General features: G+C 45.0%; 21 protein-coding genes. All 21 read left to right on the top strand.

What is annotated here, in order from left to right; all coding sequences use genetic code 11:
* The first annotated feature begins 264 nt into the window (after positions 1–264).
* The 21 genes from AB5150_RS02405 (at position 265) to AB5150_RS02305 (ending at position 24,276) form a co-directional block, all read left to right on the top strand.
* Entirely contained in the window at positions 265–2,589 is a 2,325-nt protein-coding gene (locus AB5150_RS02405; protein WP_368291131.1) for an alpha-galactosidase, read from the top strand.
* 133 nt (positions 2,590–2,722) lie between these two features.
* Positions 2,723–2,890: a serine dehydratase beta chain gene (locus AB5150_RS02400; RefSeq protein WP_082431301.1), complete on the top strand. Its 168-nt coding sequence runs from the start codon at positions 2,723–2,725 to the stop codon at positions 2,888–2,890.
* Between the two features lie 108 nt (positions 2,891–2,998).
* On the top strand, positions 2,999–6,808 hold the full coding sequence (locus AB5150_RS02395; protein ID WP_368291130.1) for an EAL domain-containing protein: 3,810 nt from the start codon (positions 2,999–3,001) through the stop codon (positions 6,806–6,808).
* 22 nt (positions 6,809–6,830) lie between these two features.
* On the top strand, positions 6,831–8,111 hold the full coding sequence (locus AB5150_RS02390; RefSeq protein ID WP_015534752.1) for an O-acetylhomoserine aminocarboxypropyltransferase/cysteine synthase family protein: 1,281 nt from the start codon (positions 6,831–6,833) through the stop codon (positions 8,109–8,111).
* Positions 8,108–8,965: an RNA methyltransferase gene (locus tag AB5150_RS02385; RefSeq protein ID WP_349818879.1), complete on the top strand. Its 858-nt coding sequence runs from the start codon at positions 8,108–8,110 to the stop codon at positions 8,963–8,965. Before AB5150_RS02390 ends, AB5150_RS02385 begins: the two co-directional genes overlap by 4 nt.
* A 131-nt stretch (positions 8,966–9,096) precedes the next feature.
* Complete coding sequence (locus AB5150_RS02380) at positions 9,097–9,852, top strand: hypothetical protein (protein WP_015534754.1); 756 nt, start codon at positions 9,097–9,099, stop codon at positions 9,850–9,852.
* Positions 9,853–10,124: 272 nt separating this feature from the next.
* Positions 10,125–10,838: a CpsB/CapC family capsule biosynthesis tyrosine phosphatase gene (locus AB5150_RS02375; protein WP_055145506.1), complete on the top strand. Its 714-nt coding sequence runs from the start codon at positions 10,125–10,127 to the stop codon at positions 10,836–10,838.
* A gap of 55 nt (positions 10,839–10,893) precedes the next feature.
* Entirely contained in the window at positions 10,894–11,019 is a 126-nt protein-coding gene (locus AB5150_RS02370) for a hypothetical protein (RefSeq protein ID WP_015534756.1), read from the top strand.
* A gap of 28 nt (positions 11,020–11,047) precedes the next feature.
* Positions 11,048–12,058, top strand: coding sequence for an LCP family protein (locus tag AB5150_RS02365; RefSeq protein WP_349093259.1), 1,011 nt, complete (start codon positions 11,048–11,050; stop codon positions 12,056–12,058).
* Between the two features lie 54 nt (positions 12,059–12,112).
* On the top strand, positions 12,113–12,931 hold the full coding sequence (locus tag AB5150_RS02360; protein ID WP_117550424.1) for a YveK family protein: 819 nt from the start codon (positions 12,113–12,115) through the stop codon (positions 12,929–12,931).
* Positions 12,928–13,680, top strand: coding sequence for a CpsD/CapB family tyrosine-protein kinase (locus AB5150_RS02355; protein WP_349822729.1), 753 nt, complete (start codon positions 12,928–12,930; stop codon positions 13,678–13,680). The genes AB5150_RS02360 and AB5150_RS02355 overlap by 4 nt, the downstream gene beginning before the upstream one ends.
* Before the next feature lie 93 nt (positions 13,681–13,773).
* Positions 13,774–14,544: a hypothetical protein gene (locus AB5150_RS02350; RefSeq protein WP_055145518.1), complete on the top strand. Its 771-nt coding sequence runs from the start codon at positions 13,774–13,776 to the stop codon at positions 14,542–14,544.
* 246 nt (positions 14,545–14,790) lie between these two features.
* Positions 14,791–16,242, top strand: coding sequence for a sugar transferase (locus tag AB5150_RS02345; RefSeq protein WP_349093260.1), 1,452 nt, complete (start codon positions 14,791–14,793; stop codon positions 16,240–16,242).
* A 13-nt stretch (positions 16,243–16,255) separates the two neighbouring features.
* Entirely contained in the window at positions 16,256–17,152 is an 897-nt protein-coding gene (gene rfbA / locus AB5150_RS02340; RefSeq protein ID WP_117550428.1) for a glucose-1-phosphate thymidylyltransferase RfbA, read from the top strand.
* A 92-nt stretch (positions 17,153–17,244) separates the two neighbouring features.
* Entirely contained in the window at positions 17,245–18,264 is a 1,020-nt protein-coding gene (gene rfbB, locus AB5150_RS02335) for a dTDP-glucose 4,6-dehydratase (RefSeq protein ID WP_117550429.1), read from the top strand.
* An 11-nt stretch (positions 18,265–18,275) separates the two neighbouring features.
* Positions 18,276–19,187, top strand: coding sequence for a dTDP-4-dehydrorhamnose reductase (rfbD, locus tag AB5150_RS02330; RefSeq protein ID WP_349093261.1), 912 nt, complete (start codon positions 18,276–18,278; stop codon positions 19,185–19,187).
* Positions 19,188–19,302: 115 nt separating this feature from the next.
* Positions 19,303–19,911 (top strand): dTDP-4-dehydrorhamnose 3,5-epimerase, encoded by a 609-nt coding sequence (gene rfbC / locus AB5150_RS02325; RefSeq protein WP_117875244.1) that lies wholly within the window; start codon positions 19,303–19,305, stop codon positions 19,909–19,911.
* A 40-nt stretch (positions 19,912–19,951) separates the two neighbouring features.
* Positions 19,952–20,776 (top strand): glycosyltransferase, encoded by an 825-nt coding sequence (locus AB5150_RS02320; RefSeq protein WP_117875246.1) that lies wholly within the window; start codon positions 19,952–19,954, stop codon positions 20,774–20,776.
* Positions 20,777–20,795: 19 nt separating this feature from the next.
* The gene (locus AB5150_RS02315; RefSeq protein WP_117550437.1) at positions 20,796–21,902 is read left to right on the top strand and encodes a glycosyltransferase family 1 protein; all 1,107 of its coding nucleotides are present in this window, start codon (positions 20,796–20,798) and stop codon (positions 21,900–21,902) included.
* Between the two features lie 20 nt (positions 21,903–21,922).
* A complete protein-coding gene (locus tag AB5150_RS02310; protein ID WP_117550439.1) occupies positions 21,923–23,083 on the top strand; it encodes a polysaccharide pyruvyl transferase family protein in 1,161 nt (386 codons plus the stop codon).
* Positions 23,080–24,276, top strand: a complete 1,197-nt coding sequence (locus AB5150_RS02305; protein ID WP_158547600.1) for a Coenzyme F420 hydrogenase/dehydrogenase, beta subunit C-terminal domain — start codon at positions 23,080–23,082, stop codon at positions 24,274–24,276. Before AB5150_RS02310 ends, AB5150_RS02305 begins: the two co-directional genes overlap by 4 nt.
* The last annotated feature ends 6 nt before the right edge of the window (positions 24,277–24,282 follow it).

The following is a 24,282-nucleotide window of genomic DNA, read 5'->3' as shown; positions in this document are numbered from 1 at the left end:
TATAGACAAAGTGAATGGATCATTAAATGCAAGATATGTCTTAATGTTCAAAGCGTATTAACAGTTCAGAATAATCCCCCAACTTAACCATTATCGGTACCATATTTGGTCAACTTTTTTCCATATAAAATCTAATTCCCAGATATTAAAATAACTGTATTAAAAGCAGTCAGACATGAGATTTTAGAGCAGAGGGTGCGCAGTGCACAGGCGTAACGGAGGTTGTCTGCTCAGACAAATAAATGGAGAAAAGGAGTCACACTTATGGGTATTATTTTTCACGAAGAAACAAAGACATTTCACCTTACAAATGGCGAGATAAGCTACATCATGACAGTGCTCCCCAATGGACATCTGGGAAATCTGTACTATGGTAAGGCGATAAGGGACAGAGAGGATTTCTCACATCTGTTGGAGCTTGTCCAGAGACCTATGTTCCAGTATGTATATGACGATGACAGACTGTTCTCACTTGAGTCAGTGAAGCAGGAGCTTCCTGTGTACGGAACCACAGACTACAGAGCACCGATGGTTGAGGTACTTCAGTCAAATGGCAGCAGGATATCAGATTTTGTATATGTATCACATGAGGTAAATGAGGGCAAGCCAAAGCTTGAGGCATTGCCGGCAACATACACAGAGAATGATGACGAGGCAGAGACATTGATCGTCACATTGAAGGATTCACTCACAGGCATAAAGGCGAGAATGCTCTATACGATATGGAGCGACAGACCAGTCATAGCAAAGAGTGTGGAGTATGTAAATGAAGGCACAGAGGCGGTACATCTCACCACTGCTTACAGTATGTGCCTGGATCTCCCTGATCCTGATTATCAGTGGATGCAGCTCTCAGGCGCATGGGCAAGGGAGCGCCAAATAATAACAAGGGATCTCGAGCAGGGCGTACAGTCCATAGGCAGTAACCGTGGTCATTCATCCCATGAGCATAATCCGTTCATCGCTTTGAAGAGGGAGACAACGGACGAGAACCAGGGAGAGGCGATTGGAATAAGCCTTGTATACAGCGGCAATTTTAAGATACAGGCAGAGGTTGACACGAGAAATACAGCCCGCATTCTTGCCGGAATAAATCCGGATACATTTGACTGGAAGCTCGATGCAGGTGAGCATTTCCAGACTCCTGAAGCAGTCATCGTATACTCAGATCAGGGACTCAACAAGATGAGCCAGACCTTCCACAAGCTGTATCAGAAGAGACTTGCAAGAGGCGAGTGGAGAGACAAGCCAAGGCCGATTCTCATCAACAACTGGGAGGCTACATATTTTGATTTCACCAGAGAGAAGCTCATAGCCATCGCCCAGAAGGCAAAGGAATGTGGAGTTGAGCTGTTCGTCCTTGACGATGGCTGGTTTGGAGCAAGAACTACAGACCATGCAGGTCTTGGAGACTGGGTGGCAAATCCTGACAGACTCCCAGAGGGAATCACAGGAATAGCAGATGACATAGAGAAGGTAGGCTTGAAGTTCGGACTCTGGTTCGAACCTGAGATGACAAATAAAGACTCAGACCTCTACAGAGAGCATCCGGATTGGATACTCTCGGTTCCGGGCAGACATGACTCACACGGAAGATTCCAGTACGTTCTGGATTTTTCCAGGAAAGAGGTCGTTGACAGAATATATGAGATGATGGCAAAGATACTGAGCACGGCAAAGGTGTCATATGTGAAGTGGGATATGAACAGAAGTATCACCGAGTGCTATAGTGCGGCTCTTCCGGCTGACAGACAGGGCGAGGTGTTCCACAGATACATACTTGGTGTGTACGATTTGTATGAGAAACTCACAAGCACATTTCCACATGTACTCTTTGAGTCATGTGCCAGCGGCGGCGGACGTTTTGATCCGGGCATTCTCTACTATGCGCCACAGGGCTGGACAAGTGATGACACGGATGCCATAGAGAGAGTCAAGATCCAGTATGGAACATCCATGTGTTACCCGATCAGCAGTATGGGAAGCCACGTTTCGGTTGTGCCAAATCATCAGACAAGACGTGAGACTCCGCTTAAGACCCGTGCAAATGCTGCATACTTCGGAACATTTGGATATGAGCTGGATCTGAACAAGCTCACAGCCGAGGAGATAGAGGAGGTCAAGGAGCAGGTCAAGTTCATGAAGGCATACCGTGAGGTGATCCAGTACGGAACATTCTACAGGCTTGCAAGTCCATTTGACGATGAGGAGTGCGGCTGGATGGTCGTATCAGACGATAAGAAGACCGCCATCGTTGCGTGGTTCAGAACACTCTACACACCGAACAAATGCTTCACCAGAATGAAGCTCCACGGCCTTGATCCTGATGCGATATATAGCTGCAATGTGCTCGGGGGACAGGCGCTCACAGTGAGCAAGACACCGGATGGAAAGCTGATATATGAGAAAGTGTCAGGAGACAAAGGAGAGGATTCTGCAGTCAATGTCATCGCAGGCCCATCATGCTATGGCGATGAGCTGATGAACCTCGGACTCATCACCAGCGACACATCGGCGGGAGAGATAGTCGGAGAGGATATGCCTTGCGGAGACTATGATTCCAGACTCTATGTGCTCAAGGCAGAGTAAGCGGATTTGCGAAAAATTTTCCTGCTTTTTCGGGCAGAAAAAGAAAAAAGACAGTATATCCGAGTCAAAAAACTAAGATAATAAATTCCAAATAACCGCACTCGTGGTCTATAATTGAAATAAGGCAGTTAAGATGTGCCTGTATGGGTTATTTCTGACGACCGGCAAAGGGCATGGTACCAGAAAGGCCATAGTGGCAGGACTTCTGGGAATGCTGCCGGATGATACAAGGATTCCGGATGCCCTGGACATAGCAGACGAGCAGATGGCGCTTGAGGTGAAAAATAGACTAAAAATGTAGACAGAAACTATGGCATTTGTCAAATTGCATAAATAAGGTTTTTTTTAGCCTGCAAACATGATATAATTGCATAAAGAATGTTTTGAAAATGCAGTTGGGGATGATCAGATGAGCAACAGGAAGAGAATATGCGTTATAACAGCACAGGTTGAAGAGAGTACACAGAATCGCTTCATGCAGGGATTTCTGAAGCAGGCATATGATATGAATTACGATGTCTGCATATTTTCCATGTTTTTGAAGTACCAGGATTCAGCAGACAGGGAGGTTGGCGATTCAAACATCTACAACCTTATTAATTTTAACCTTTTTGATGCTGTGGTATTGTGTCAGGACACCATACAGACTCCGGGAGTCGTAGAAAAGCTGGAGAAGCGCCTGCAGTCAGAATTTGCAAATGGTGTGGTAGTGGTAGTCGACAAAGAGAATAACATATTCCCAACGGTCATGATGGATCATTATACCCCTATAGTAAAACTCGTGGATCACCTTATAGAGGTTCACGGACACAAGAATATATATTTCCTGGGCGGACTCAAAGAGCACATACACTCCAAGCAGCGACTCGCCGGTTACATAGACAGCATGAAGGCGCACAACCTGCCGGTTACGGACGACATGATATATTATGGAACATACTGGTACGACAGCGGCGACTACATGGTGGACGAGCTTGTGAAGGATAAGGAGCATCTGCCGGATGCCATCGTATGTGCAAATGACTGTATGGCCATCGGAGTGTGCACCGCATTTGACAGATATGGAATAAGAGTTCCCGAGGACATAGCCGTGGTGGGCTATGACTCCATAGAAGACGGAAGAAACAGTCCTGTTCCGATCACATCTGCGGACATACCGGCGGATGACTGCGGGCACTACTGTATGAAATATATAGATGCAAAGCTTAACGGACATGACGTACCGGAATTCAAGTCCAACGTGGAGCTGTACATAGGTGGAACCTGTGGCTGTGAGGGCTGGGAACGAGAGACAGTCAGGATCAGAAGAGACAAATGGGAGACAGACCTCTCAGAGACCGGCTTCTACTCTTGCTTCAACAACATGGCGGATGACCTTGTGGCGCAGACGAGCGTGGAGTCATTCTTCGACACCGTGTCGGAATACGTGTACCAGATAAGACCATTTGAGAGCTTCCATCTGTGCCTGAACGACTACTGGAGAAATCCGGAGGTCATGACCGGCGATGAGGCACTTCGCCACGGTTACACAGATCATGTATACAGACTGATAAAGTGTGGCCCGGATGAAAAAGAAGAGAGACACATACGCTACGACGACGTATTCGAGTCTGCGAAGCTGTTGCCGGAGCTGTACGAGGACAGGGATTATCCTACAGCGTTCATATTTACACCATTGTTCTTCCAGGACAGAAGCTTTGGCTATGCAGTGGTGAACTACGGTGCAGAGCCGAGGGTGTACGAAGATGTATACAGATCCTGGATCAAGACGGTTGCCAGGGACATGGAGTCATTTGCAAGACATCAGGGACTCAATGTACTTCTAAACAAGCTTGAGGCGGATCAGATAAGAGACGGTCTCACCGGAATGTACAACTACAGAGGCTTCATAGGCAGGGCAAATGACATGATAGTCCAGGCCGCTGAAGAGAAGTCTGAGATACTTGTGTTGGCGGTGGATCTGAAGAATACACGCCAGATAAACAGCAATTACGGAAGAACAGAGGGTGACAGAGTCCTAAGCTATGTTGCCCAGTCGATAAATGAGATACTTACCCCATACGAGATATCCATGAGGATGGGAAATGACGAGTTCGTCATAGCCACAGTGGCAAAGAGTGGCGATATCTCAAGGGGAGAATATATAGCCGAGGAACTCAAGAAGAAGCTTGAGGCGGCAAACAGTGGCGGAAAGGACGATTACGAGCTCGGTATATATTACGGATGTAAGAAGGCTCTGGTCAAGTCATCTGCCGAGCTGGAGACCCTCATCAACGATGCGGTCAACCAGAAGAACCGCATAAAAGAACAGAACAATGCCAAGGGACGCAACAAAGCGACGATAACGAACAGGGATCTGGAGAGAGATGAGATAGTAGCTATGATACTGGACAACAACATGCTTACATATCATTTCCAGCCTATAGTAAGTGCCCGTGACGGAAGCATATTTGCATACGAGGCACTTATGAGGATACTGGTTCCTATGAGAATGTCACCCCCTGAGCTTCTGGAGAGTGCGGAGAGACTGAACAGACTGTACGATGTGGAAAAACTCACACTGTTCAACGTCGTGGAGATCGTGGCATCGAATCCTGAGATGTTCAGGGGCAAGAAGGTATTTATCAACAGCATGCCGGGGCATATGCTCAACGCACAGGACAGAAATGAATTCATTTCAAAGGTGAAGACGCTCCAGTGTGCAGGCATCGTCATAGAATTTACCGAGGGGGCAGAGCTGTCGGATGCGGAACTGAATGATCTCAAGGCATTCCTCAGAGGAAATGGCATGGAGATCGCCATAGACGACTACGGCTCAGGCTATTCAAATATAAACAATCTTCTCAGGTATATGCCTGAGTATGTGAAGATAGACAGAATGCTTCTGACAGGGATCGATGCAGACCCACACAGACAGCATTTTGTCAAGGATATAATAGAATTCACCTCGACCAACGACATCAAGGCGCTGGCAGAGGGCGTTGAGACCACGAAGGAGATGAAGACCGTCATCCAGCTCGGTGCGGATCTCATTCAGGGATACTATACCGCCCATCCGAACGCGGAGGTGGTACAGCTCATATCCCCACAGGTTGTGAATGAGATAGTTCAGTACAACCAACAGGAAGAGGTGGCTGAGAACAGCAGCATATTTGTCATGGAGCATGAGAGAAGTGCATCACTTCTGAAGCTCACATCCCGGGGAATCAGGAAGATAGTTGTGGCACAGAGAGCCGGTGGCGACAACAATGTCCGCATAGTCGGCGCACAGGGCTTCAAGTCAGATATGACACTCAAGATAAAGGATGGTTTCACCGGAACCATAGTGCTGCAGAATGTAAGCTTCTCGGGCGACCGTGACAAGCCTTGTATAGACTGCGGTGAGAATACGGATCTGCACATCATGCTTGAGGGTAAGAATTTCTGCAGGAATGGCGGAATAAAGATACCGGAGTCGTCCAGAGTGACATTTATCGGAGATGGGGATATAATGATCCGCGTCAACGGTAACAGCTATTACGGAATAGGCAATGACATTAATTCAAAGCATGGAGTCATGAAGTTCAAGCAGGAGGGCGCCATTAATATAGAAACAAACGGTGTGAACGGAGTGGCAATAGGCGCCGGACTCGGAGGAGATATACGTATAGAGAAGGGACGATACGACCTGTATATCAACGGCGAGAACGGAGTTGCTATTGGAAGCATAAGCACCCCGGTGAATCTGAATCTCCTGCAGGCGGACATAGACATAACCTATGAGGCTGCAAATGGAGTCGCCATCGGCTCGGTGAGCCAGCATGCAGATATCGCGATAAAGAACACATCCATATCGCTCAGAGGATCGGGCAACAGATACGTGGCGGTCGGAACCCTGGACGGAGATGGATGCAGCGTAGATATAAGCAGAGCACATGTGGACATGAACCTTAAGGGCAATTCGTGTATAGCCATGGGATCTGACCATGGAATAGCAGACATACGCATGACGGACGCCAACTCAAGGCTGGCGGTTCAGGGCGAGGCGTGCTTCGCACTTGGAAGCAGAGACGGCACAGGCATGCTGTCCAGCAATAATGCAGATCTGAATGTGGTTGTCAGGAATTCACTGAACATAGATATATCCGCGGCAGAGCAGGACATACGTCTGGTGAATGGAAGATACATGTTCGTTCTGAACAATGAGAATATAGAGCGCAAGGTAGTAGAGCGATATTAATTCAAAGGAGTATAAAGGAATAATGGAAAGAGAGACTATGTGTATACAGGCTGGATACCAGCCTAAGAATGGGGAGTCAAGAATGATACCGATCGTACAGAGCACAACGTTCAAGTACGACACGAGCGAGGATATGGGTAAGCTGTTTGACCTTGAGGAGAGCGGCTATTTCTACACCAGACTTGCAAATCCGACAAATGACTATGTGGCAGCCAAGATATGTGCCCTGGAGGGGGGATCGGCAGCAGTGCTCACATCGTCAGGACAGGCAGCAACATTCTTCTCGGTATTCAACATTGCCGGAGTGGGAGATCACGTTGTGGCATCATCCACCATATACGGAGGAAGCTTCAACCTTTTTGCTGTGACCATGAAGAGAATGGGTGTGGAATTCACATTTGTGGATCCTGACTGCTCGGACGAGGAACTTGAGGCAGCGTTCAGACCAAACACCAAGGCCGTGTTTGGCGAGACCATAGCCAATCCGGCACTCATAGTATTCGATATAGAGAGATTTGCAAATGCGGCACATGCACACGGAGTACCACTCATCGTGGACAACACATTTGCCACACCGATCAACTGCAGACCTATAGAGTGGGGCGCAGACATAGTCACACACTCCACCACGAAGTACATGGACGGACATGATGCAACCGTGGGTGGGGCGATCGTGGATTCAGGCAAATTCGACTGGATGGCACACGCAGACAAGTTCCCAGGACTCACCACACCTGATGAGTCATATCACGGAGTGGTATACGCAGAGAAGTTCGGCCAGGGCGGCGCATATATCAACAAGATCGTGGCACAGCTTATGAGAGATCTCGGCCCGATACCTGCACCTATGAATTCGTACATGCTCAATCTTGGACTGGAGTCGCTTCACGTGCGTATGCCACGTCACTGTGAGAACGCACTGGCGGTTGCGAAGTTCCTCGAGGCACACGATAAGATAGCCTGGGTAAATTATCCTGGACTTGAGAGCAGCAAGTATTACGAGCGTGCTAAGAAGTATATGCCGGACGGCACATGTGGAGTTGTGTCATTTGGCGTCAAGGGAGGAAGAGCTGCTGCGGAGGCCTTCATGAAGGAACTCAAGGTTGCGATGATAGCAACACATGTGGCGGATGCACATACATGCGTTCTTCATCCTGCATCAGCTACACACAGACAGATGAATGACGAGGAGCTTCTGGCGGCAGGAGTAAGTCCTGATCTTGTGAGACTGTCGGTGGGCATTGAGAATGTAAAAGACATAATAGCAGATCTTGAAAATGCACTGGATAAGGTACAGATATGAGAATAATAAATATAACCGACCTTTCGGCACCCGAGCTTGATATATATGCGCGCATGTCAGAGAATCAACTGGCGCACATATATGAACCGGCTTCCGGGCTGTTCATAGCTGAGAGTCCAAAGGTCATAGAGAGGGCACTGGATGCGGGTTACGAGCCAGTGTCCATTCTATTGGAAGACAGGCACGTGGAAGGACAGTGCGCGGATATAATAAAGCGGTGCGGAGATATACCGATATACACAGCACCATTTGATGTCCTCACGAAGCTCACGGGATTTGCCCTGACAAGGGGGATGCTGTGCGCCATGAGGAGGGCAGAGCTGCCGTCTGTTGAGAGCGTGTGTGAACATGCCGCCAGAATAGCGGTGCTTGAGGAAGTGATGAACCCGACAAATGTGGGAGCGATATTTAGAAGTGCGGCGGCACTCGGGATGGATGCTGTACTGCTCACGCCGGGCTGCAGTGACCCGTTCTACAGGAGGGCGGCAAGGGTCAGCATGGGAACGGTGTTCCAGATACCGTGGACATATATTACATTTGACACCCTGGGTCTTGCACACAATAAAGCAGATCATGGCATATGGCCGGAGTTTGGGATGGAACAACTTCACAGTATGGGCTTCAGGACGGCATCCATGGCGCTAAGAAATGACACGATAGACATACACGACCCGGAGCTGAAGCAGATCGACAGACTTGCAGTAATACTGGGAACCGAGGGAGAAGGCCTCAAGACAGAGACCATAGATTCCAGCGACTACACAGTGAAGATACCAATGTATCACGGAGTGGACAGCCTGAATGTGGCTGCAGCCAGTGCCGTGGCATTCTGGGAGCTTGGCAGGCGCTTGTAAAACGTCGAAAAACATCCCTCAAAAAATACGCATACATATCTACAGGATATGGAAAATATGTTATAATAGTCAGGATGTGAACGGACAGGCTCACAGTCGGCAGAAGGAAAAGACTTAGGAGGATGATAGACATGTTTTATGCTATTTCAGGAATTAACGGGGATTATGAGGCATACAAGAGAGCACTCAAGAAACTCAAGTTTCAGAACCTTGACGATATAAAGGAAGAGGACATCATGAACGAGGAGGCTGTCATCAGCACCCTTGAGGGCGAGGATGTCCTGTATGTCCTTGGCAATATAATCGGAGCAGGCGGCGGATCCATGAAGATACTTCAGGATATGATGAGCAGAGATAATGTCATCGCAGTTGTCGGTGAGAACGAGTACAAGATCACACAGGCACTCAAGGCACTGAATGACCATATCCAGTCCACAGGTGAGGTGCCACCACAGATGCTGGTAGACAAGATAACATCCATGCTTGGAGAAGAGCTCTCAGGTGCGGTGGAGGAGTTCCTGCAGCTTGACGATGAAGAGCGTGAGGATGTCATAGAGTATATAGATGAGATTTCTGAGGAAGCGTTCCTCGAAGTGATGATGGCGAGAAAGAAATTTGTGCTGGTTCACGCCGGAATAAGAAACTTCGATCCGAAGAAGGAACTGGATGAGTACGACACAGAGGACTTCATCACAGAGCCAGCAGACCTGGACAAGACATATTACAAGAACAGAACACTCGTCGTTGGACATGTGCCAACCACAGAGCTCGGCGGTGAGGGCAAGATCGTTAAGAAGAACAACAACGTTGCCATTGACTGCGGGTGCGGCAAGGGCGGACAGCTTGGAATATACTGCCTGGGCAACGGCTCGGAGATGTATGTATAATAGAATAAAGAAGAGATTGACACGGCGGGATATGAAATATCATATCCCGCTTTTTTTATGTATGTATGATGGAAGAAATTGGATTAAGAAAATAAAGTGGTTTATACAAATTGTATAGTTAAGCGAAAAATCAACGAGGATTTTTGTCGATTTTAAATCGCAAATGGAATTGAAAAATTGTGAAGAAACTGTTAAATTAGGGTGTGAGCATGGATAAAGAATTTTCCTATATAAATATTTATAGTTTTTTATAAAGAAAACAGGAGGAAAACATGGGTGTTATAGATTTTCATTCACACATACTGCCGGGTATAGACGACGGCAGCAGGAATGTCGAGACATCTATAGGCATGCTTCGGATGTGCAAAGAGCACGGCGTGGATACTATGATAGCGACGCCGCACTTTTATGCTGATTCAAATACTGTGGAGAGGTTTATTGATTCAAGACAGAAAGCATATGATAAAGTCATGGCTGAGAATATGGACATACCGCAGATTATAATGGGGGCAGAGGTCGCGTTCTTTGCAGGAATAAGCAGAGCGGAGAAAACGGATGCACTAAAAGTAGAAGGAACTGATATCATGTTGCTGGAGATGCCGTTTGTGACATGGAGTGATTCGGTAGTGCAGGAAGTACGAGACTTAATTGAGAAGAGACATTTCCATATCATACTAGCTCATATAGAGCGATTCTTACAGATACCAGGCAACAAGCCATATGTGAGACAGATCCTTGAACTGCCAGTTACGGTGCAGGTGAATGCGGAGACACTTCTGGATTTCAGACAGAAGGGCAAAATGCTCAAGATGTTCAAGAAAGGACAGGCACACATCATAGGAAGCGACTGCCATGGTATGCATCACAGGGTGCCGAACTTGTGGCTGGGCCGCGAGGTGCTGGAGAAGAAGCTGGGACATGAATTCCTGGAGAACATGGACAGCTACGGAACAAAGCTCCTTAAAGAACATCAGATACACCCATAATCAGCAATAACAACGAAACATGTAAAAGATAAACAGATAGATGGAGGACAACAATATGTCTAAGAAGACAGCGATAATCATCAGTATTGTGCTGTTCATAATACTGTGTGGTCTTATTGTGTGCGAGAAGAAGTGGCCTACAGCGGGAACAGACCTGCTTATGCTGAACGTTCTGAGATAGCACATTACATTCTGACGAGGTGATACATATGTCATACAGGAACAGAACACTATCAGAAAAAAAGAGAATATACCAGAAGCTTGGACTTGTGATCGCAGCCATACTGGTCGTATGCATTGCACTGGCGATAGCACTCAGACCGACAAAAGGAAATGCATCACACAATGCATCGGGCACACAGGCGGTCGAAGGCATGATCGAGGTGGACGGAGTCAAATACGTTCCAAAGAAGAATATAGAAACATATCTTTTTATGGGAATCGACAACATGGGCAAGGTTCAGAAAGTCACCGATTATGAGGGGGCAGGCCGATGCGATGTGGTCATGCTGATGGTCAGAGACCTGACAGATGGAACATACAAGACGCTGAGCATAGACAGAAATACCATAGTGGAGCAGGATACACTGGATCCCGACGGAACCTACGTTGCAACGAGCCCGGCGCAGCTTGCTCTGGCACATGAGAATGGTGACGGAATGGAGATAAGCTGCGAGAACGTGGTCAAGGCGGTGTCAAACTTCCTTGGCGGCCAGAAGATAGACGGATACGCAGCGGTGAATATGGGGGCCATAGGAACCATCAACAATCTGGCTGGCGGAGTCACGGTTACCATAGAGGATGATTTCTCCAAGGTGGATAAGACCATGAAGCAGGGAGAGACCATCACACTGACCGATGAGCAGGCAGTACATTTTATCCATGACAGATTCGATGTGGGAGATGAATCCAACACCCAGCGAATGAAGCGTCAGGAGGTGTACAAGGCAGGACTCAAGGATAACCTGGCGGCAAAGTGCAGCGAGGATAACACATATCCACTGACAATATATGACGCCCTGGGAGATTACATGGTGACTGACATCAGCTCACAGAAGTTCTCCAAGCTGGCACTCCTTGTTCTCAAGGAAAAGGACGCCGGAACGGTGTCGATAGCTGGAACAGAGACCGTAGATGATCTCGGATTTGTCGAGGTGGAGCCGGATGCGGATAGCCTTCAGCAGGCAATCGTAGAGCTGTTCTACAAGGAATATAACTAGCATCACACATTTGATGCAGGGGATATAGATACAAAAAACGGATGGAGGGAATATATGAATTCCAACAAGAAAATGGCTGCTGTGCAGGATGAGACCACACAGATAGCCGCAGTGAACACATACAAGAATACAGAGGATGATGAAAACGAGATCGATCTCCTGGACATGGGAATGGCGCTTCTTGAGAAGCTCCCATACATCATACTGTGCTTCCTGATCGGTGCGGTGCTGTTCAACGCATTTGCATACTTCCTGATCAAGCCGACATACCAGTCGACAGCCAAGCTGTACGTGGTATCAGCATCAGATGATTCCATAGTAAATCTCCAGGACCTTAACATCGGTTCATCCCTTACCAAGGATTACGAAGACTTGATACTCAGCTATCCGGTTCTCGACCAGGTCATCGAAAAGCTCGGCCTTGATATGGACTCAGAGGGGCTTGCCAAGATGATAACCCTTGAGAATCCTTCAGACACACGAGTCCTGAAGATCACGGTCACAAGCACTGACAAGCAGCAGGCATGTGACATTGCAAATACACTGGCAAACGTGTCGATAGAGTATCTCCCGGATACCATGAGCACAAGCGCACCTAACATAGCCCAGGTTGCAAGGGTAGCAGACCAGAAGGTCGGACCAAGCTACCTTAAGTACACCGCCATAGGTGCATTGCTTGGAGCACTCATCTACTGCCTGATCGTCATTGTGGGATACCTGATGGATGACACGATCCACTCAGCAGACGACATGGAGAAGTATTTCGGAATAGTACCGCTCACGACAATACCTGAGAGCGACCAGTTCAGAACAGACGATTCAGATGAAGAGCCTGGAAAGAAACACAACAGGAAAGAGAGGGTCAGAGCATGAAGAAGCTTAACATAGAGTTTCAGGAACTCCCATATGCAGTGGAGGAGGCGATGAACCGTCTCAGGATCAACATAAAGTTCTGTGGCAAGAACACAAGAAAGATACTCATAACCAGCAGCATGCCAAATGAGGGCAAGAGCAGCGTGGCGATCAACCTGTGGAAGATGCTCGCCGAGGCAGGATTCCCTGCAGTGCTGGTGGATGTGGATCTTCGTAAGTCAGTCATAAAGGACAGACATCACATAAAGGATGCTGACAAGCTTCCGGATCTTGGATATTTCCTTTCGGGACAGTCCGAGATGGAGGATGTCATCTATGAAACACAGGTAGAAAATGCATACATCGTACCTTGTATGAACCTTCTGGAGAATCCATCGGCTCTTCTGGAGGATGCTAGATTTGCAGAGCTTCTTGACAAGCTGGCAGAGACATATAGGTATGTCATTATAGACTCGCCACCGCTTGGCAGTGTGGCGGATGCCGCTCAGATCGCATCACTGTGCGATGGCGCAGCTCTGGTAGTCAGAGCAGGTGAGACATCAAGAAGTCTCATCAAACAGTCATTCCAGCAGCTTGACCAGGTAGGTTGTACGCTGCTTGGAGTCATACTCAACAGAGCCCAGACAACGGGGAGAGCATACAAGAAATATTACGGCAAGTATGGCAAATACTATAGCCAGTACGGCTATGGTTATGGCACTTACGGCAAAGAGGCTGCAGCCTCCAGCGACAGCACCCCGTCAAAATAATTCACTTTGGATATAACGCCATGTATAGTGGCGTGCAGGGCGTTTTATCATATATTCAATACAATAGAACTTTTTTGGAAGGAGGAATTTATTGTGAAGAATTTAAAGAAGCTTTTGGCTATAGTTGTATGTATCGCAATGATGGTGCCAACAGTTGCATTTGCAGCTACATCATCACCAACTAAGGTAAACGTTAAGTCTGCTACAGCAAAGTCGCTTACATACAATGCAAAGAGCCAGACAACAACAATTGTTGTTAACGGTAAGACACTTACCCTGAACAAGGATTTCAAAGTTGTTTCAGGAAGCCTTAAGGCAACAAAGGCTGGTACATACACAGTTAAGATCAAGGGAATAGGTAACTATTCAGGCGATACAACAGTTAAGTACACAGTTAACGCACAGCAGAGCTACAAGGCTACTGCTGCTGCAAAGACATACAATGCTAAGAATCAGACAACCAAGGTTACAGTTAAGTATGGTAACACAGTTCTCAAGAGAGGTACTGATTACAAGATTACTGGTGTAACTAAGGCTAAGAACGCTGGCAAGTATAAGATTACCGTAAAGGGTATCAACAACTACAAGGGTACAAAGACAATTTACTACACAATTAACAAGGCTGCTCAGAAGTCTGTTAAGGTTAAGGTAAATGCTTCTAAGAAGAAGATCACTGTATCTGGTGTTAAGGCAAAGGCAAAGGTTACTTACAAGTCAGCCAATAAGAAGGTCAAGGTTAAGAATGGCAAGATTACTGTTGGTAAGGGTGTCAAGAAGGGCACAAAGGTAAGAATCACTGTTAAGGTTGCTGCAACAAAGAACTACAAGGCATACAGCAAGTCAATTATTTACAAGGTTAAATAATCAACCTGCTATGTTAAATAGTTCCAAGCCCTAGCCGGTGGCGCAAAACGAATGTCCATGCCACAGGATGTTCCGCGCCGCCAGTGTGGGTGATAAATAACAGACCGTTTAATGAGTAACATGGTTTACAGATGAAAAGGTTCAGCCGACAATCACACGGGCTGAGTCATTTCATGTATGAATCAACAGACCGGGTCATGCGGGCACAAATATGACCCTGACGACAGAGGATGAGGAGAGAAAATTATGTATCAGAAAGGCGCAAAAGGCTGGCTGAAGCACTTTGACTTCATGCTGCTGGATCTTATAGTACTTCAATTGTCATTTCTTGTGGCATTCCAGATCAGACACGGCATGGTAAATCCGTATGCGAACAGAGACTATCTCGCGCTGGCTATCATCACGGAGCTGGCGGATATAGTAGCCATGATATTTCTGAATACATATGAGGGCGTCATCAGAAGAGGATACTTCAAGGAATTCATATCCAGCTTCAAGAACGGTTTCGTGATCGTTGCACTGCTCCTTCTGTATGTGTTTGTCCTCAAGGATACATCTATATATTCCAGAACTACCATCCTGCTCATGTGGGCCATATATGTGTATGCCACATTTGCGGTGAGGAGCCTGTGGAAGAAGCATCTTGAGAAATATGCAGAGCATGGCAAGGGCAAGAAGCTCCTGGTCATGACCACCAGACATGTAGCAGATGAAGTGGTGGCAGGCCTCAAGGAGAAGAACTACTCCGGGTTTGATATAGTAGGAGTCATGGTGATAGATGCCAATCTCATCGGTCAGGAGATCCAGGAAGTGCCGGTGGTGGCGGATTACAACAGTGCAGTTGATTATGTGAGAACCGCATGGGTGGACGAGATATACGTGGATGTGCGTGGAGCATACGGATATGCGAACACGCTGATAGACGCATTTATCGAGGGTGGCATCACAGTTCACATGTGCATATCATCCATCGTGAGGACCCACGGCGACAAGCAGCTCATCCAGAAGATAAATGGTGAGACCGTGGTCACGACCATGATGAACTACGCAACACCAAAGCAGATGTTGCTCAAGAGAACGGCAGATATAATAGGTGGTCTGGTGGGCAGCGTATTCACGCTTATCCTCACCATATTCATAGGACCTATCATATACATCAAGTCCCCGGGACCGATCTTCTTCAAGCAGGAGAGAGTGGGATTGAATGGCAAGATATTCAAGATGTACAAGTTCCGAAGCATGTACATGGACGCTGAGGAGCGCAAGAAGGAACTCATGGCGCAGAACACCATGAGCGATTCGAAGATGTTCAAGATGGACTTTGATCCGAGAGTCATAGGCAACAAGATACTGCCGGACGGCACCAAGAAGAAGGGAATAGGTCAGTATATCAGAGACTTCTCCATAGATGAGTTCCCACAGTTCTTCAATGTGCTGAAAGGGGATCTCTCACTGGTTGGAACCAGACCGCCTCTCATCTCAGAGGTGGAGCAGTATGAGATGCACCACAAGAGCAGACTTGCTACGAAACCTGGAATCACCGGAATGTGGCAGGTGAGCGGCCGAAGTGACATCACGGACTTCGAGGAGGTCGTGAGACTGGATACGGAGTATATAGAGAACTGGTCGTTTGGACTGGATCTGAAGATTGTGCTTAAGACTATCAAGGTAGTGCTTGGTAGGGAAGGATCAAAGTAGAGGAGGAAGATGGATGAAAGGAATCATACTCGCCGGAGGCTCCGGCACAAGATTGTACCCACTGACTATGGTGACGAGCAAGCAGCTCCTGCCAATATATGATAAACCGATGATATACTATCCACTGTCTGTACTTATGAATGCGGGAATTAGGGAGATTCTTATCATCTCAACTCCTGCTGATACGCCGAGATTTGAAGAGCTTCTAGGCGATGGACATCAGTTCGGCATAGAACTGTCATACGCAGTACAGTCGTCACCTGATGGGCTTGCCCAGGCATTCATCATAGGTGCGGATTTCATCGGAGACGACAGTGTGGCGATGGTGCTGGGAGATAACATATTCGCAGGTCACGGACTCAAGAAGAGACTCAATGCAGCAGTGGTAAATGCTGAAGGTGGCAAGGGCGCAACAGTGTTTGGGTATTATGTGGACGACCCGGAGAGGTTTGGCATAGTTGAGTTTGATGAGAACGGCAAGGCCATATCCATAGAGGAGAAGCCGGAGAAGCCGAAGAGCAACTATTGTGTGACCGGACTGTACTTCTATGACAATAGAGTTGTGGAGTATGCTAAAGGGCTTAAGCCATCTGCAAGAGGCGAACTGGAGATCACTGATCTGAACAGGATATATCTGGAGAACGGTGATCTGAATGTTGAGCTTCTCGGACAGGGATTCACATGGCTTGATACAGGAACACATGAGAGTCTGGTGGATGCAACCAACTTTGTAAAGACGGTGGAGCAGCATCAGCACAGGAAGATAGCGTGCCTTGAGGAGATAGCATACCTGAATGGATGGATCAGCAGGGAAGAAGTTCTTGAGGTATATGAGGTGCTGAAGAAGAACCAGTATGGACAGTACCTTAAGGATGTATTAGATGGTAAATACCAAGAGCATCTTTATTAGAATAAAGACACTAATAATTATAGATACATTGAACATTTGCTGATATACAAATATAGAAAAAGAAGTAAGAGGCAAATGCGAGGAGGAGAATTATGACAATTATAGTAACAGGTGGAGCAGGATTTATAGGAAGCAACTTCGTATTCCACATGCTTAAGAAGTACCCGGGCTACAGAATCATATGTCTCGACAAGCTGACATATGCTGGCAATTTGTCAACCCTTGAGCCGGTTATGGATAACTCAAACTTCAGATTTGTAAAGCTTGATATATGTGATAGAGAGGGTGTATATAAGCTGTTCGAAGAGGAACATCCAGATATGGTAGTGAACTTCGCTGCTGAGTCCCATGTGGACAGATCCATAGAGAATCCTGAGATATTCCTTCAGACAAATATCATAGGAACAGCTACATTGATGGATGCATGTAGAAAGTATGGTATACAGAGATATCATCAGGTAAGTACCGATGAAGTATATGGAGACCTTCCACTTGACAGACCGGATCTCTTCTTCACAGAGGAGACTCCTATACATACAAGTTCACCATACAGCAGCTCCAAGGCTGGTGCGGATTTGCTCGTTCTTGCTTATCACAGAACGTATGGACTTCCTGTTACTATCAGTAGATGTTCGAATAACTATGGTCCGTATCACTTCCCAGAGAAGCTTATACCGCTTATGATAGCCAATGCTTTGGCAGATAAGCCTCTTCCAGTATATGGGGAGGGATTAAACGTGCGTGACTGGCTCTATGTGGAGGATCACTGTAAGGCGATAGACCTTATCATCCACAAGGGACGAGTGGGAGAGGTCTACAATGTAGGCGGACACAACGAGAAGAAGAATATAGATATAGTGAAGATCATCTGTAAGGAGCTTGGCAAGCCAGAAAGCCTTATAACTCATGTGGGAGATAGAAAGGGACATGACATGAGATATGCCATAGACCCTACAAAGATCCACAATGAACTCGGCTGGCTTCCAGAGACGAAGTTCGAGGACGGAATCAAGAAGACAATACAGTGGTATCTGGACAATCGTGAGTGGTGGGAGACCATCATATCAGGCGAGTACCAGAACTACTATGAGAAGATGTATAGCAATAGATAAGGGGTAAGAGGATGAAATTCTTTGTAACAGGCGTTGGCGGTCAGCTGGGACATGACGTGATGAATGAACTTCTGAAGCGTGGATATGAAGGCGTTGGTTCTGACATACAGCCGGAATATAGTGGCGTGGATGACGGTTCACCAGTGACTAAGGCTGATTATGTGCAGCTCGACATCACTGATAAGGCTGCTGTAGAAAAGATAATAACAGAGATCAAGCCAGATGCGGTTATCCACTGTGCGGCGTGGACTGCGGTGGATGCTGCAGAAGATGAAGAGAATATAGACAAGGTTCGTGCCATCAATGCTGGCGGAACAAGAAATATTGCAGAGGTATGTAAATCACTTGACTGTAAGATGACATATACCAGTACGGATTATGTGTTTGATGGTCAGGGAGATATACCATGGGAGCCGGACTGTAAGGACTATGCTCCTCTCAATGTGTATGGACAGACAAAGCTTGAGGGTGAGCTTGCGGTATCTGAATTGTTTGATAAATACTTCATAGTGAGAATAGCCTGGGTGTTCGGTCTCAATGGAAAGAACTTCATCAAGACAATGCTCTCTGTAGGTAAGACTCATGATGAGGTAAGAGTAGTATGTGACCAGATAGGAACACCTACTTATACGCTGGATCTTGCAAGGCTTCTTGTGGATATGAATGAGACTGAGAAGTATGGCTACTATCATGCCACCAATGAAGGCGGATATATCAGTTGGTATGATTTCACATGTGAGATATATAGACAGGCTGGATACAGCACAAAGGTGACTCCTGTTACTACAGAGGAGTATGGCCTTTCAAAGGCTGCAAGGCCTTATAATAGCAGACTTGACAAGAAGAAACTTGTAGAGGCAGGGTTTACGCCACTTCCAACATGGCAGGATGCGCTTAGCAGATATATTAAAGATTTATCATGAGGAGGGACCCTCGTTAGAGGGAGGAGTCCTGATGATTACGCAGACGCTACGCGCAAGCGTCTTAGATGCGTCTGCTCCATAATAGAGTATTAAAGAAATAAGAGGTATAGATACAATGGGACAGATAAAGGTTGAGAAGAATGTAGGTGGTATAGAAGGTCTGTGTGTCATCGAGCCGGCAGTTCATGGCGACAGCAGAGGATACTTCATGGAGACTTATAATGAGAGAGACATGAAGGAAGCTGGAATAGATGTGAAGTTTGTACAGGATAACCAGTCTATGTCAACCAAAGGGGTTCTCAGAGGACTTCATTTCCAGAAGAACTTTCCGCAGTGTAAGCTTGTAAGAGCTGTGCGCGGTGAAGTGTTCGATGTGGCTGTGGATCTTAGAAGTAATTCGGAAACTTATGGTAAGTGGTATGGTGTAAGACTTTCCGCTGAGAATAAGAAACAGTTCCTCATACCTGAGGGATTCGCCCATGGTTTCCTTGTGCTTTCTGATGAGGCAGAGTTCTGTTATAAGGTGAATGACTTTTGGCATCCAAATGATGAGGGAGGTATGGCTTGGAATGATCCGGAGATCGGTATTGAGTGGCCGGAACTGAAAGGTGAGTACAAGGGCAGTGCAAGTGCAGAGGGCTACACGCTGGAAGATGGTACTGCACTGAACCTGAGCGATAAGGACCAGAAGTGGTTGGGACTGAAGGATACCTTCAAGTTTTGATTTGAAGTGAGCAGAATAAACTAGAAGGTAGGATAGAACTATGAAAAATACCCCATATACAGTTCTAATGTCTGTATACATAAAAGAAAAGGCTGAGTATTTAAAATTAAGCATTCAGAGTATGCTCGATCAAACGGTTCCGCCTGATGAGTTTATTCTTGTTAAAGATGGTCCATTAACAACGGAACTGGATGCAGTTGTGGACTATTACAATCAAAAATATCCAGGTTTGTTTACCATAATTTCAAATGAAACGAATCTTGGACTTGGACCAGCACTGGCAAAAGGCATAGTCGCATCAAGAAATGAACTGATTGCAAGAATGGATTCTGATGATGTATCAGAAAAAACTCGATGTGAAAAACAACTTGCTGCCTTTGAAAAGGATTCAAAGTTAGAGATGGTTGGGTCATTTGAGGCGGAATTTATCGGAGAAAAAGACAACATTGTGTCAGTTCATCGAGTGCCTGAAACACATAATGAAATCACAAAATTTATGCGTCGTAGGTGTGCCATTCTGCATCCAACAGTAATGTACAAGAAAAGTGCCGTAATCAGAAGTGGAAACTATCACTCTGTTCCATTATATGAAGATTATGATCTTTTTGCTAGAATGGTGCTGGAATACAATGTGCGTAGCTATAATATTCAAGAGAACTTATACTATATTAGAACAAGTGAGGATTTCTTTAAAAGACGCGGTGGATTAAAATACGCAAGAACAGTATTGAACTTTAAATGGAACCAGCACAAAAAAGGATATATGTCGCTGACAGATTTTTGCATTAGTGGTTTGGGACAGGCATTTGTATGTGTTCTACCAAATACATTACGTAAAGCTGTTTATTTGAAGCTATTACGATAATAATAGATTGAGGACAATTATGGAAAAGGAACCAATAAGAGTTTTACATATTGTGCCTAATATGCAGGCAGGAGGACTTGAAACATTAATTATGAATATCTATAGAAATATAGATAGAACTAAAGTCCAGTTTGATTTTCTTGTCCATTATACTGGAAATTACTTTTATGATGACGAAATCAGGAGTTTGGGCGGAAGAATATATAAGTTGTCAGTACGCGATGACAACAATTTTATAAAATATTTGAAAGATTTGGATGCGTTTTTTAAGGCGCATCCAGAATATAAGATTGTTCATGGACACATGGAAAGTTTAGGACAATTTTATTTTAAGGCTGCAAAAAGGAATGGAGTTCCTGTACGCGTTGCACACAGTCATAATTCAGCAACAGAAGATACACTCAAGGGAAAAATTAAGGGACTTCTCTTGAAACGATATAAAGTATTTGCAACAGATTACTTTGCTTGTTCACAAAAAGCGGGTGAGTTTATGTTTGCAAATAAAAAGTTTACTGTTCTGAAGAATGCAATCATTGTAAATAATTTTGCTTACAATGAAGATGAAAGAAATCGACTGAGAAAAGAACTCGGTATTGAGGATAAAATAGTCATTGGTCATGCAGGAAGGTTCTGTGAACAGAAAAATCATAAGTTTTTAATAGATGTTTTTAAGAAAATTGCTGATCTGGAAAATAATGCTGTTTTGTTGTTGATTGGTGCTGGAGAAACGTTTGAAAGAATAAAGGAACAAGTTCAAGAGTATGGTTTGGAAGAACGTGTTATTTTCCTAGGGGTTAGAAAAGATATTGCAAGCTTGTATCAGGCGATGGACTGTTTTGTGTTTCCGTCACTTTTTGAAGGTCTTGGTATTGTTGCAATAGAAGCACAGTGTTCTGGTTTGCCAGTAGTCGGCTCTGATGTTATTCCAAAAGAAGCTGCGGTAACAAATCAATTTCACTATATGTCGTTGGATGATTCTGCAGATGAATGGGCAAAAAAAATTCTTGAAGTAACGAAACAGGAGAGAAAAGCTGAAATCGATAAAATTCGAGCTGCGGGATATGACGTGCATGATGTGGCGGAATATTTAGAAGATTTTTATATAAAGAAGTATTTGGAGAATTAAGAAAGCTAGAGGGCGGAAAGATGAAAAAAGTTGGTCTAGTTTCTGTGAGAAACTATAACTATGGAAGTATATTGCAAGCATATGCCTTGCAGCAGGAGTTGTTTGCAGCAGGGGTTGATAATGAATTAATCTATTATAAAAAGCGTAATGTTGTCAAGCAAGCTCTTAGAATATTTAATCTGCCGCTCCTCATGGCAAAGATGAAAGATGTCTGGCGTGTAATTGAAGGAAAGACTAATCCCAAATTAAAACCGATTATTTCTGGAAGAAATAGAGCTTTTTCGAATTTTCTGAAAGATAATTTTGTATTTACACCGTGCTTAAGCGGCAGAAAACAGCTTATTGATTACACAAAGAAATTTGATGCTTTCATTTTGGGAAGCGATCAGGTATGGAATCCAATGTTACTTGGTGGAGATTATTATACATTAACTTGGGTGGATTCTCGTCGCCCTAAAGTAACATACGCTTCGAGCTTTGGTGTATCAGAGATACCTGCGAGCCAAGTAAAGAAGACAAAAGAATACCTGTCTCGATTCAATATGATCTCTGTTAGAGAGGAACAGGGGGCAGAGATTGTCGAAAAATTGACGAGGAAAAAGGCTGAAGTCTGTTGTGATCCTACTGTGCTGACAGACCGGAAGAGATGGGATGAGCTTAGTGGAGATTGTCCGTTTGTGAGTGAAAAGTATATTTTCTGCTACTTTATTGGCAATAATCCAAGCCAACGAGAGTTTGCAAAAAAATTAGCACAGAAAACGGGCTGCAAAATCCTAGCAGTTAAACACATTGATGAGTATATTAAAAGTGATGATGACTTTGGCGATATTGACTATTTAGAAGTTGGGCCAAAAGAGTTTGTCAATTTTATTAGGTATGCTACATATGTATGTACGGATTCTTTTCATGGAACGATTTTCTCGATAATGTATAATAAGAACTTCTTTACATTTATGAGATTCTCAGATAGCCAGAAAAGCTCTATGAATTCGAGAGTAAAAAATATTCTTTCAATCGTTGGTTTGTCCAACCGCTTGTTTGAAAACTCAATTACCCCGGAAGCAGCACTCGCATATCAAGTGGACTGGTCTGATGTTAATAAGAGGCTAAATGATTTTAGAAAAAGTTCACGAGAGTATTTTGAAAGAGCAATAATATGCTTAAAGGGTACACAGGAATGATTAAATTAGTTGAGAAAGAGCACTGCTCAGGCTGTACAGCTTGTATGGTCTGTTGTCCAAAAGAAGCAATATCAATGTGCGCTGATGAGGAAGGATTTAAATATCCAGTTATTGATAGAAATCGGTGCGTGGAATGCGGAAAATGTGTAAGGACATGTCCTATCACGAATAAGCAAAAGAAAAATTCAGTAGTTGATTCATATATTGCTATAAATAACGATAAGAATCAGCGTGAGGCAAGTGCGTCAGGTGGTCTGTTTAGCGTCATAGCTCATTATGTTTTGGAAAAAAATGGCGTAGTTTTTGGTGCGGCATATGATGAAGAACTTAGGGTTAAACATACAGCTATAGAACACGAAGCAGATTTAGAAAAATTGAGAATGTCCAAGTATGTGCAAAGCGATTTGGGTGATACATTTAAACAGGTGGACAAGTATTTAAAAGCGGATAGAATCGTTTTGTTTTCTGGTACGCCTTGTCAAGTAGCAGGACTTAGAGCGTATATTAATAGAGAAGACGCAAATCTAATTCTCCTTGATTTGGTTTGTCATGGCGTTCCATCGCCAAAGCTGTTTGAAGACTATAAGGCTGCACTCTCAGAAAAATACGAAAGTGATATTCAGAATATATATTTTAGAAGCAAAGTTTTAGGGCATCACTTGTCCACGATCGCAGTTCGTTTTTCAAATGGAAAGTTAATTCACAGCAGACGATTGGTGAAATCTTATCCGAGATTATGGTTTGCCGGGTTTACATCACGGCCATCTTGCTATGCCTGCAGTTTTAAAGAAGAAGATCGTGTGAGTGATTTTACACTATTTGATTCTTTTAAGTCAGCTGGACAGTATGACTTTAAAGATGATGATATGGGGCTGTCCAATGTGTATGTTCGCACACAAAAGGCAACTGATTTGTGGAAACAAATCGAGGCTCAAGTAACTGCTGTAAAAACGAAAACAGCGGTTACGAATAAGAATGACGGAGATATGATTTACGAATCCGCAGTAAAAAATAAGGCCCGTGCAGAATTTTGGAGTGATTATGGAAAACTTTCATATACAGAATTAATTGATAAGTATATTCCATATTCTAAAAAAGAAGCCATTATGGATAAGGTTAAACGAGTGATGGTTAGCACAGGCCTGAGTAAAAATTTGAAGATTAAAAAGCTACTTACAAAGATTAAAAAGTAAAGGAAG

Source organism: Coprococcus sp. RTP21281st1_F1_RTP21281_210402, assembly GCF_040915325.1.
GTDB lineage: Bacteria > Bacillota > Clostridia > Lachnospirales > Lachnospiraceae > Coprococcus > Coprococcus aceti.
This window is presented reverse-complemented; position numbering and strand designations above follow the sequence as displayed.

What these genes read in the sequence shown, in the direction of transcription:
- AB5150_RS02405 (WP_368291131.1), top strand. Translation starts at nt 265, where the DNA reads ATGGGTATTATTTTTCACGAAGAAACAAAGACATTTCACCTTACAAAT.
- AB5150_RS02400 (WP_082431301.1), top strand. Translation starts at nt 2,723, where the DNA reads ATGTGCCTGTATGGGTTATTTCTGACGACCGGCAAAGGGCATGGTACC.
- AB5150_RS02395 (WP_368291130.1), top strand. Translation starts at nt 2,999, where the DNA reads ATGAGCAACAGGAAGAGAATATGCGTTATAACAGCACAGGTTGAAGAG.
- AB5150_RS02390 (WP_015534752.1), top strand. Translation starts at nt 6,831, where the DNA reads ATGGAAAGAGAGACTATGTGTATACAGGCTGGATACCAGCCTAAGAAT.
- AB5150_RS02385 (WP_349818879.1), top strand. Translation starts at nt 8,108, where the DNA reads ATGAGAATAATAAATATAACCGACCTTTCGGCACCCGAGCTTGATATA.
- AB5150_RS02380 (WP_015534754.1), top strand. Translation starts at nt 9,097, where the DNA reads ATGTTTTATGCTATTTCAGGAATTAACGGGGATTATGAGGCATACAAG.
- AB5150_RS02375 (WP_055145506.1), top strand. Translation starts at nt 10,125, where the DNA reads ATGGGTGTTATAGATTTTCATTCACACATACTGCCGGGTATAGACGAC.
- AB5150_RS02370 (WP_015534756.1), top strand. Translation starts at nt 10,894, where the DNA reads ATGTCTAAGAAGACAGCGATAATCATCAGTATTGTGCTGTTCATAATA.
- AB5150_RS02365 (WP_349093259.1), top strand. Translation starts at nt 11,048, where the DNA reads ATGTCATACAGGAACAGAACACTATCAGAAAAAAAGAGAATATACCAG.
- AB5150_RS02360 (WP_117550424.1), top strand. Translation starts at nt 12,113, where the DNA reads ATGAATTCCAACAAGAAAATGGCTGCTGTGCAGGATGAGACCACACAG.
- AB5150_RS02355 (WP_349822729.1), top strand. Translation starts at nt 12,928, where the DNA reads ATGAAGAAGCTTAACATAGAGTTTCAGGAACTCCCATATGCAGTGGAG.
- AB5150_RS02345 (WP_349093260.1), top strand. Translation starts at nt 14,791, where the DNA reads ATGTATCAGAAAGGCGCAAAAGGCTGGCTGAAGCACTTTGACTTCATG.
- rfbA (WP_117550428.1), top strand. Translation starts at nt 16,256, where the DNA reads ATGAAAGGAATCATACTCGCCGGAGGCTCCGGCACAAGATTGTACCCA.
- rfbB (WP_117550429.1), top strand. Translation starts at nt 17,245, where the DNA reads ATGACAATTATAGTAACAGGTGGAGCAGGATTTATAGGAAGCAACTTC.
- rfbD (WP_349093261.1), top strand. Translation starts at nt 18,276, where the DNA reads ATGAAATTCTTTGTAACAGGCGTTGGCGGTCAGCTGGGACATGACGTG.
- rfbC (WP_117875244.1), top strand. Translation starts at nt 19,303, where the DNA reads ATGGGACAGATAAAGGTTGAGAAGAATGTAGGTGGTATAGAAGGTCTG.
- AB5150_RS02320 (WP_117875246.1), top strand. Translation starts at nt 19,952, where the DNA reads ATGAAAAATACCCCATATACAGTTCTAATGTCTGTATACATAAAAGAA.
- AB5150_RS02315 (WP_117550437.1), top strand. Translation starts at nt 20,796, where the DNA reads ATGGAAAAGGAACCAATAAGAGTTTTACATATTGTGCCTAATATGCAG.
- AB5150_RS02310 (WP_117550439.1), top strand. Translation starts at nt 21,923, where the DNA reads ATGAAAAAAGTTGGTCTAGTTTCTGTGAGAAACTATAACTATGGAAGT.
- AB5150_RS02305 (WP_158547600.1), top strand. Translation starts at nt 23,080, where the DNA reads ATGATTAAATTAGTTGAGAAAGAGCACTGCTCAGGCTGTACAGCTTGT.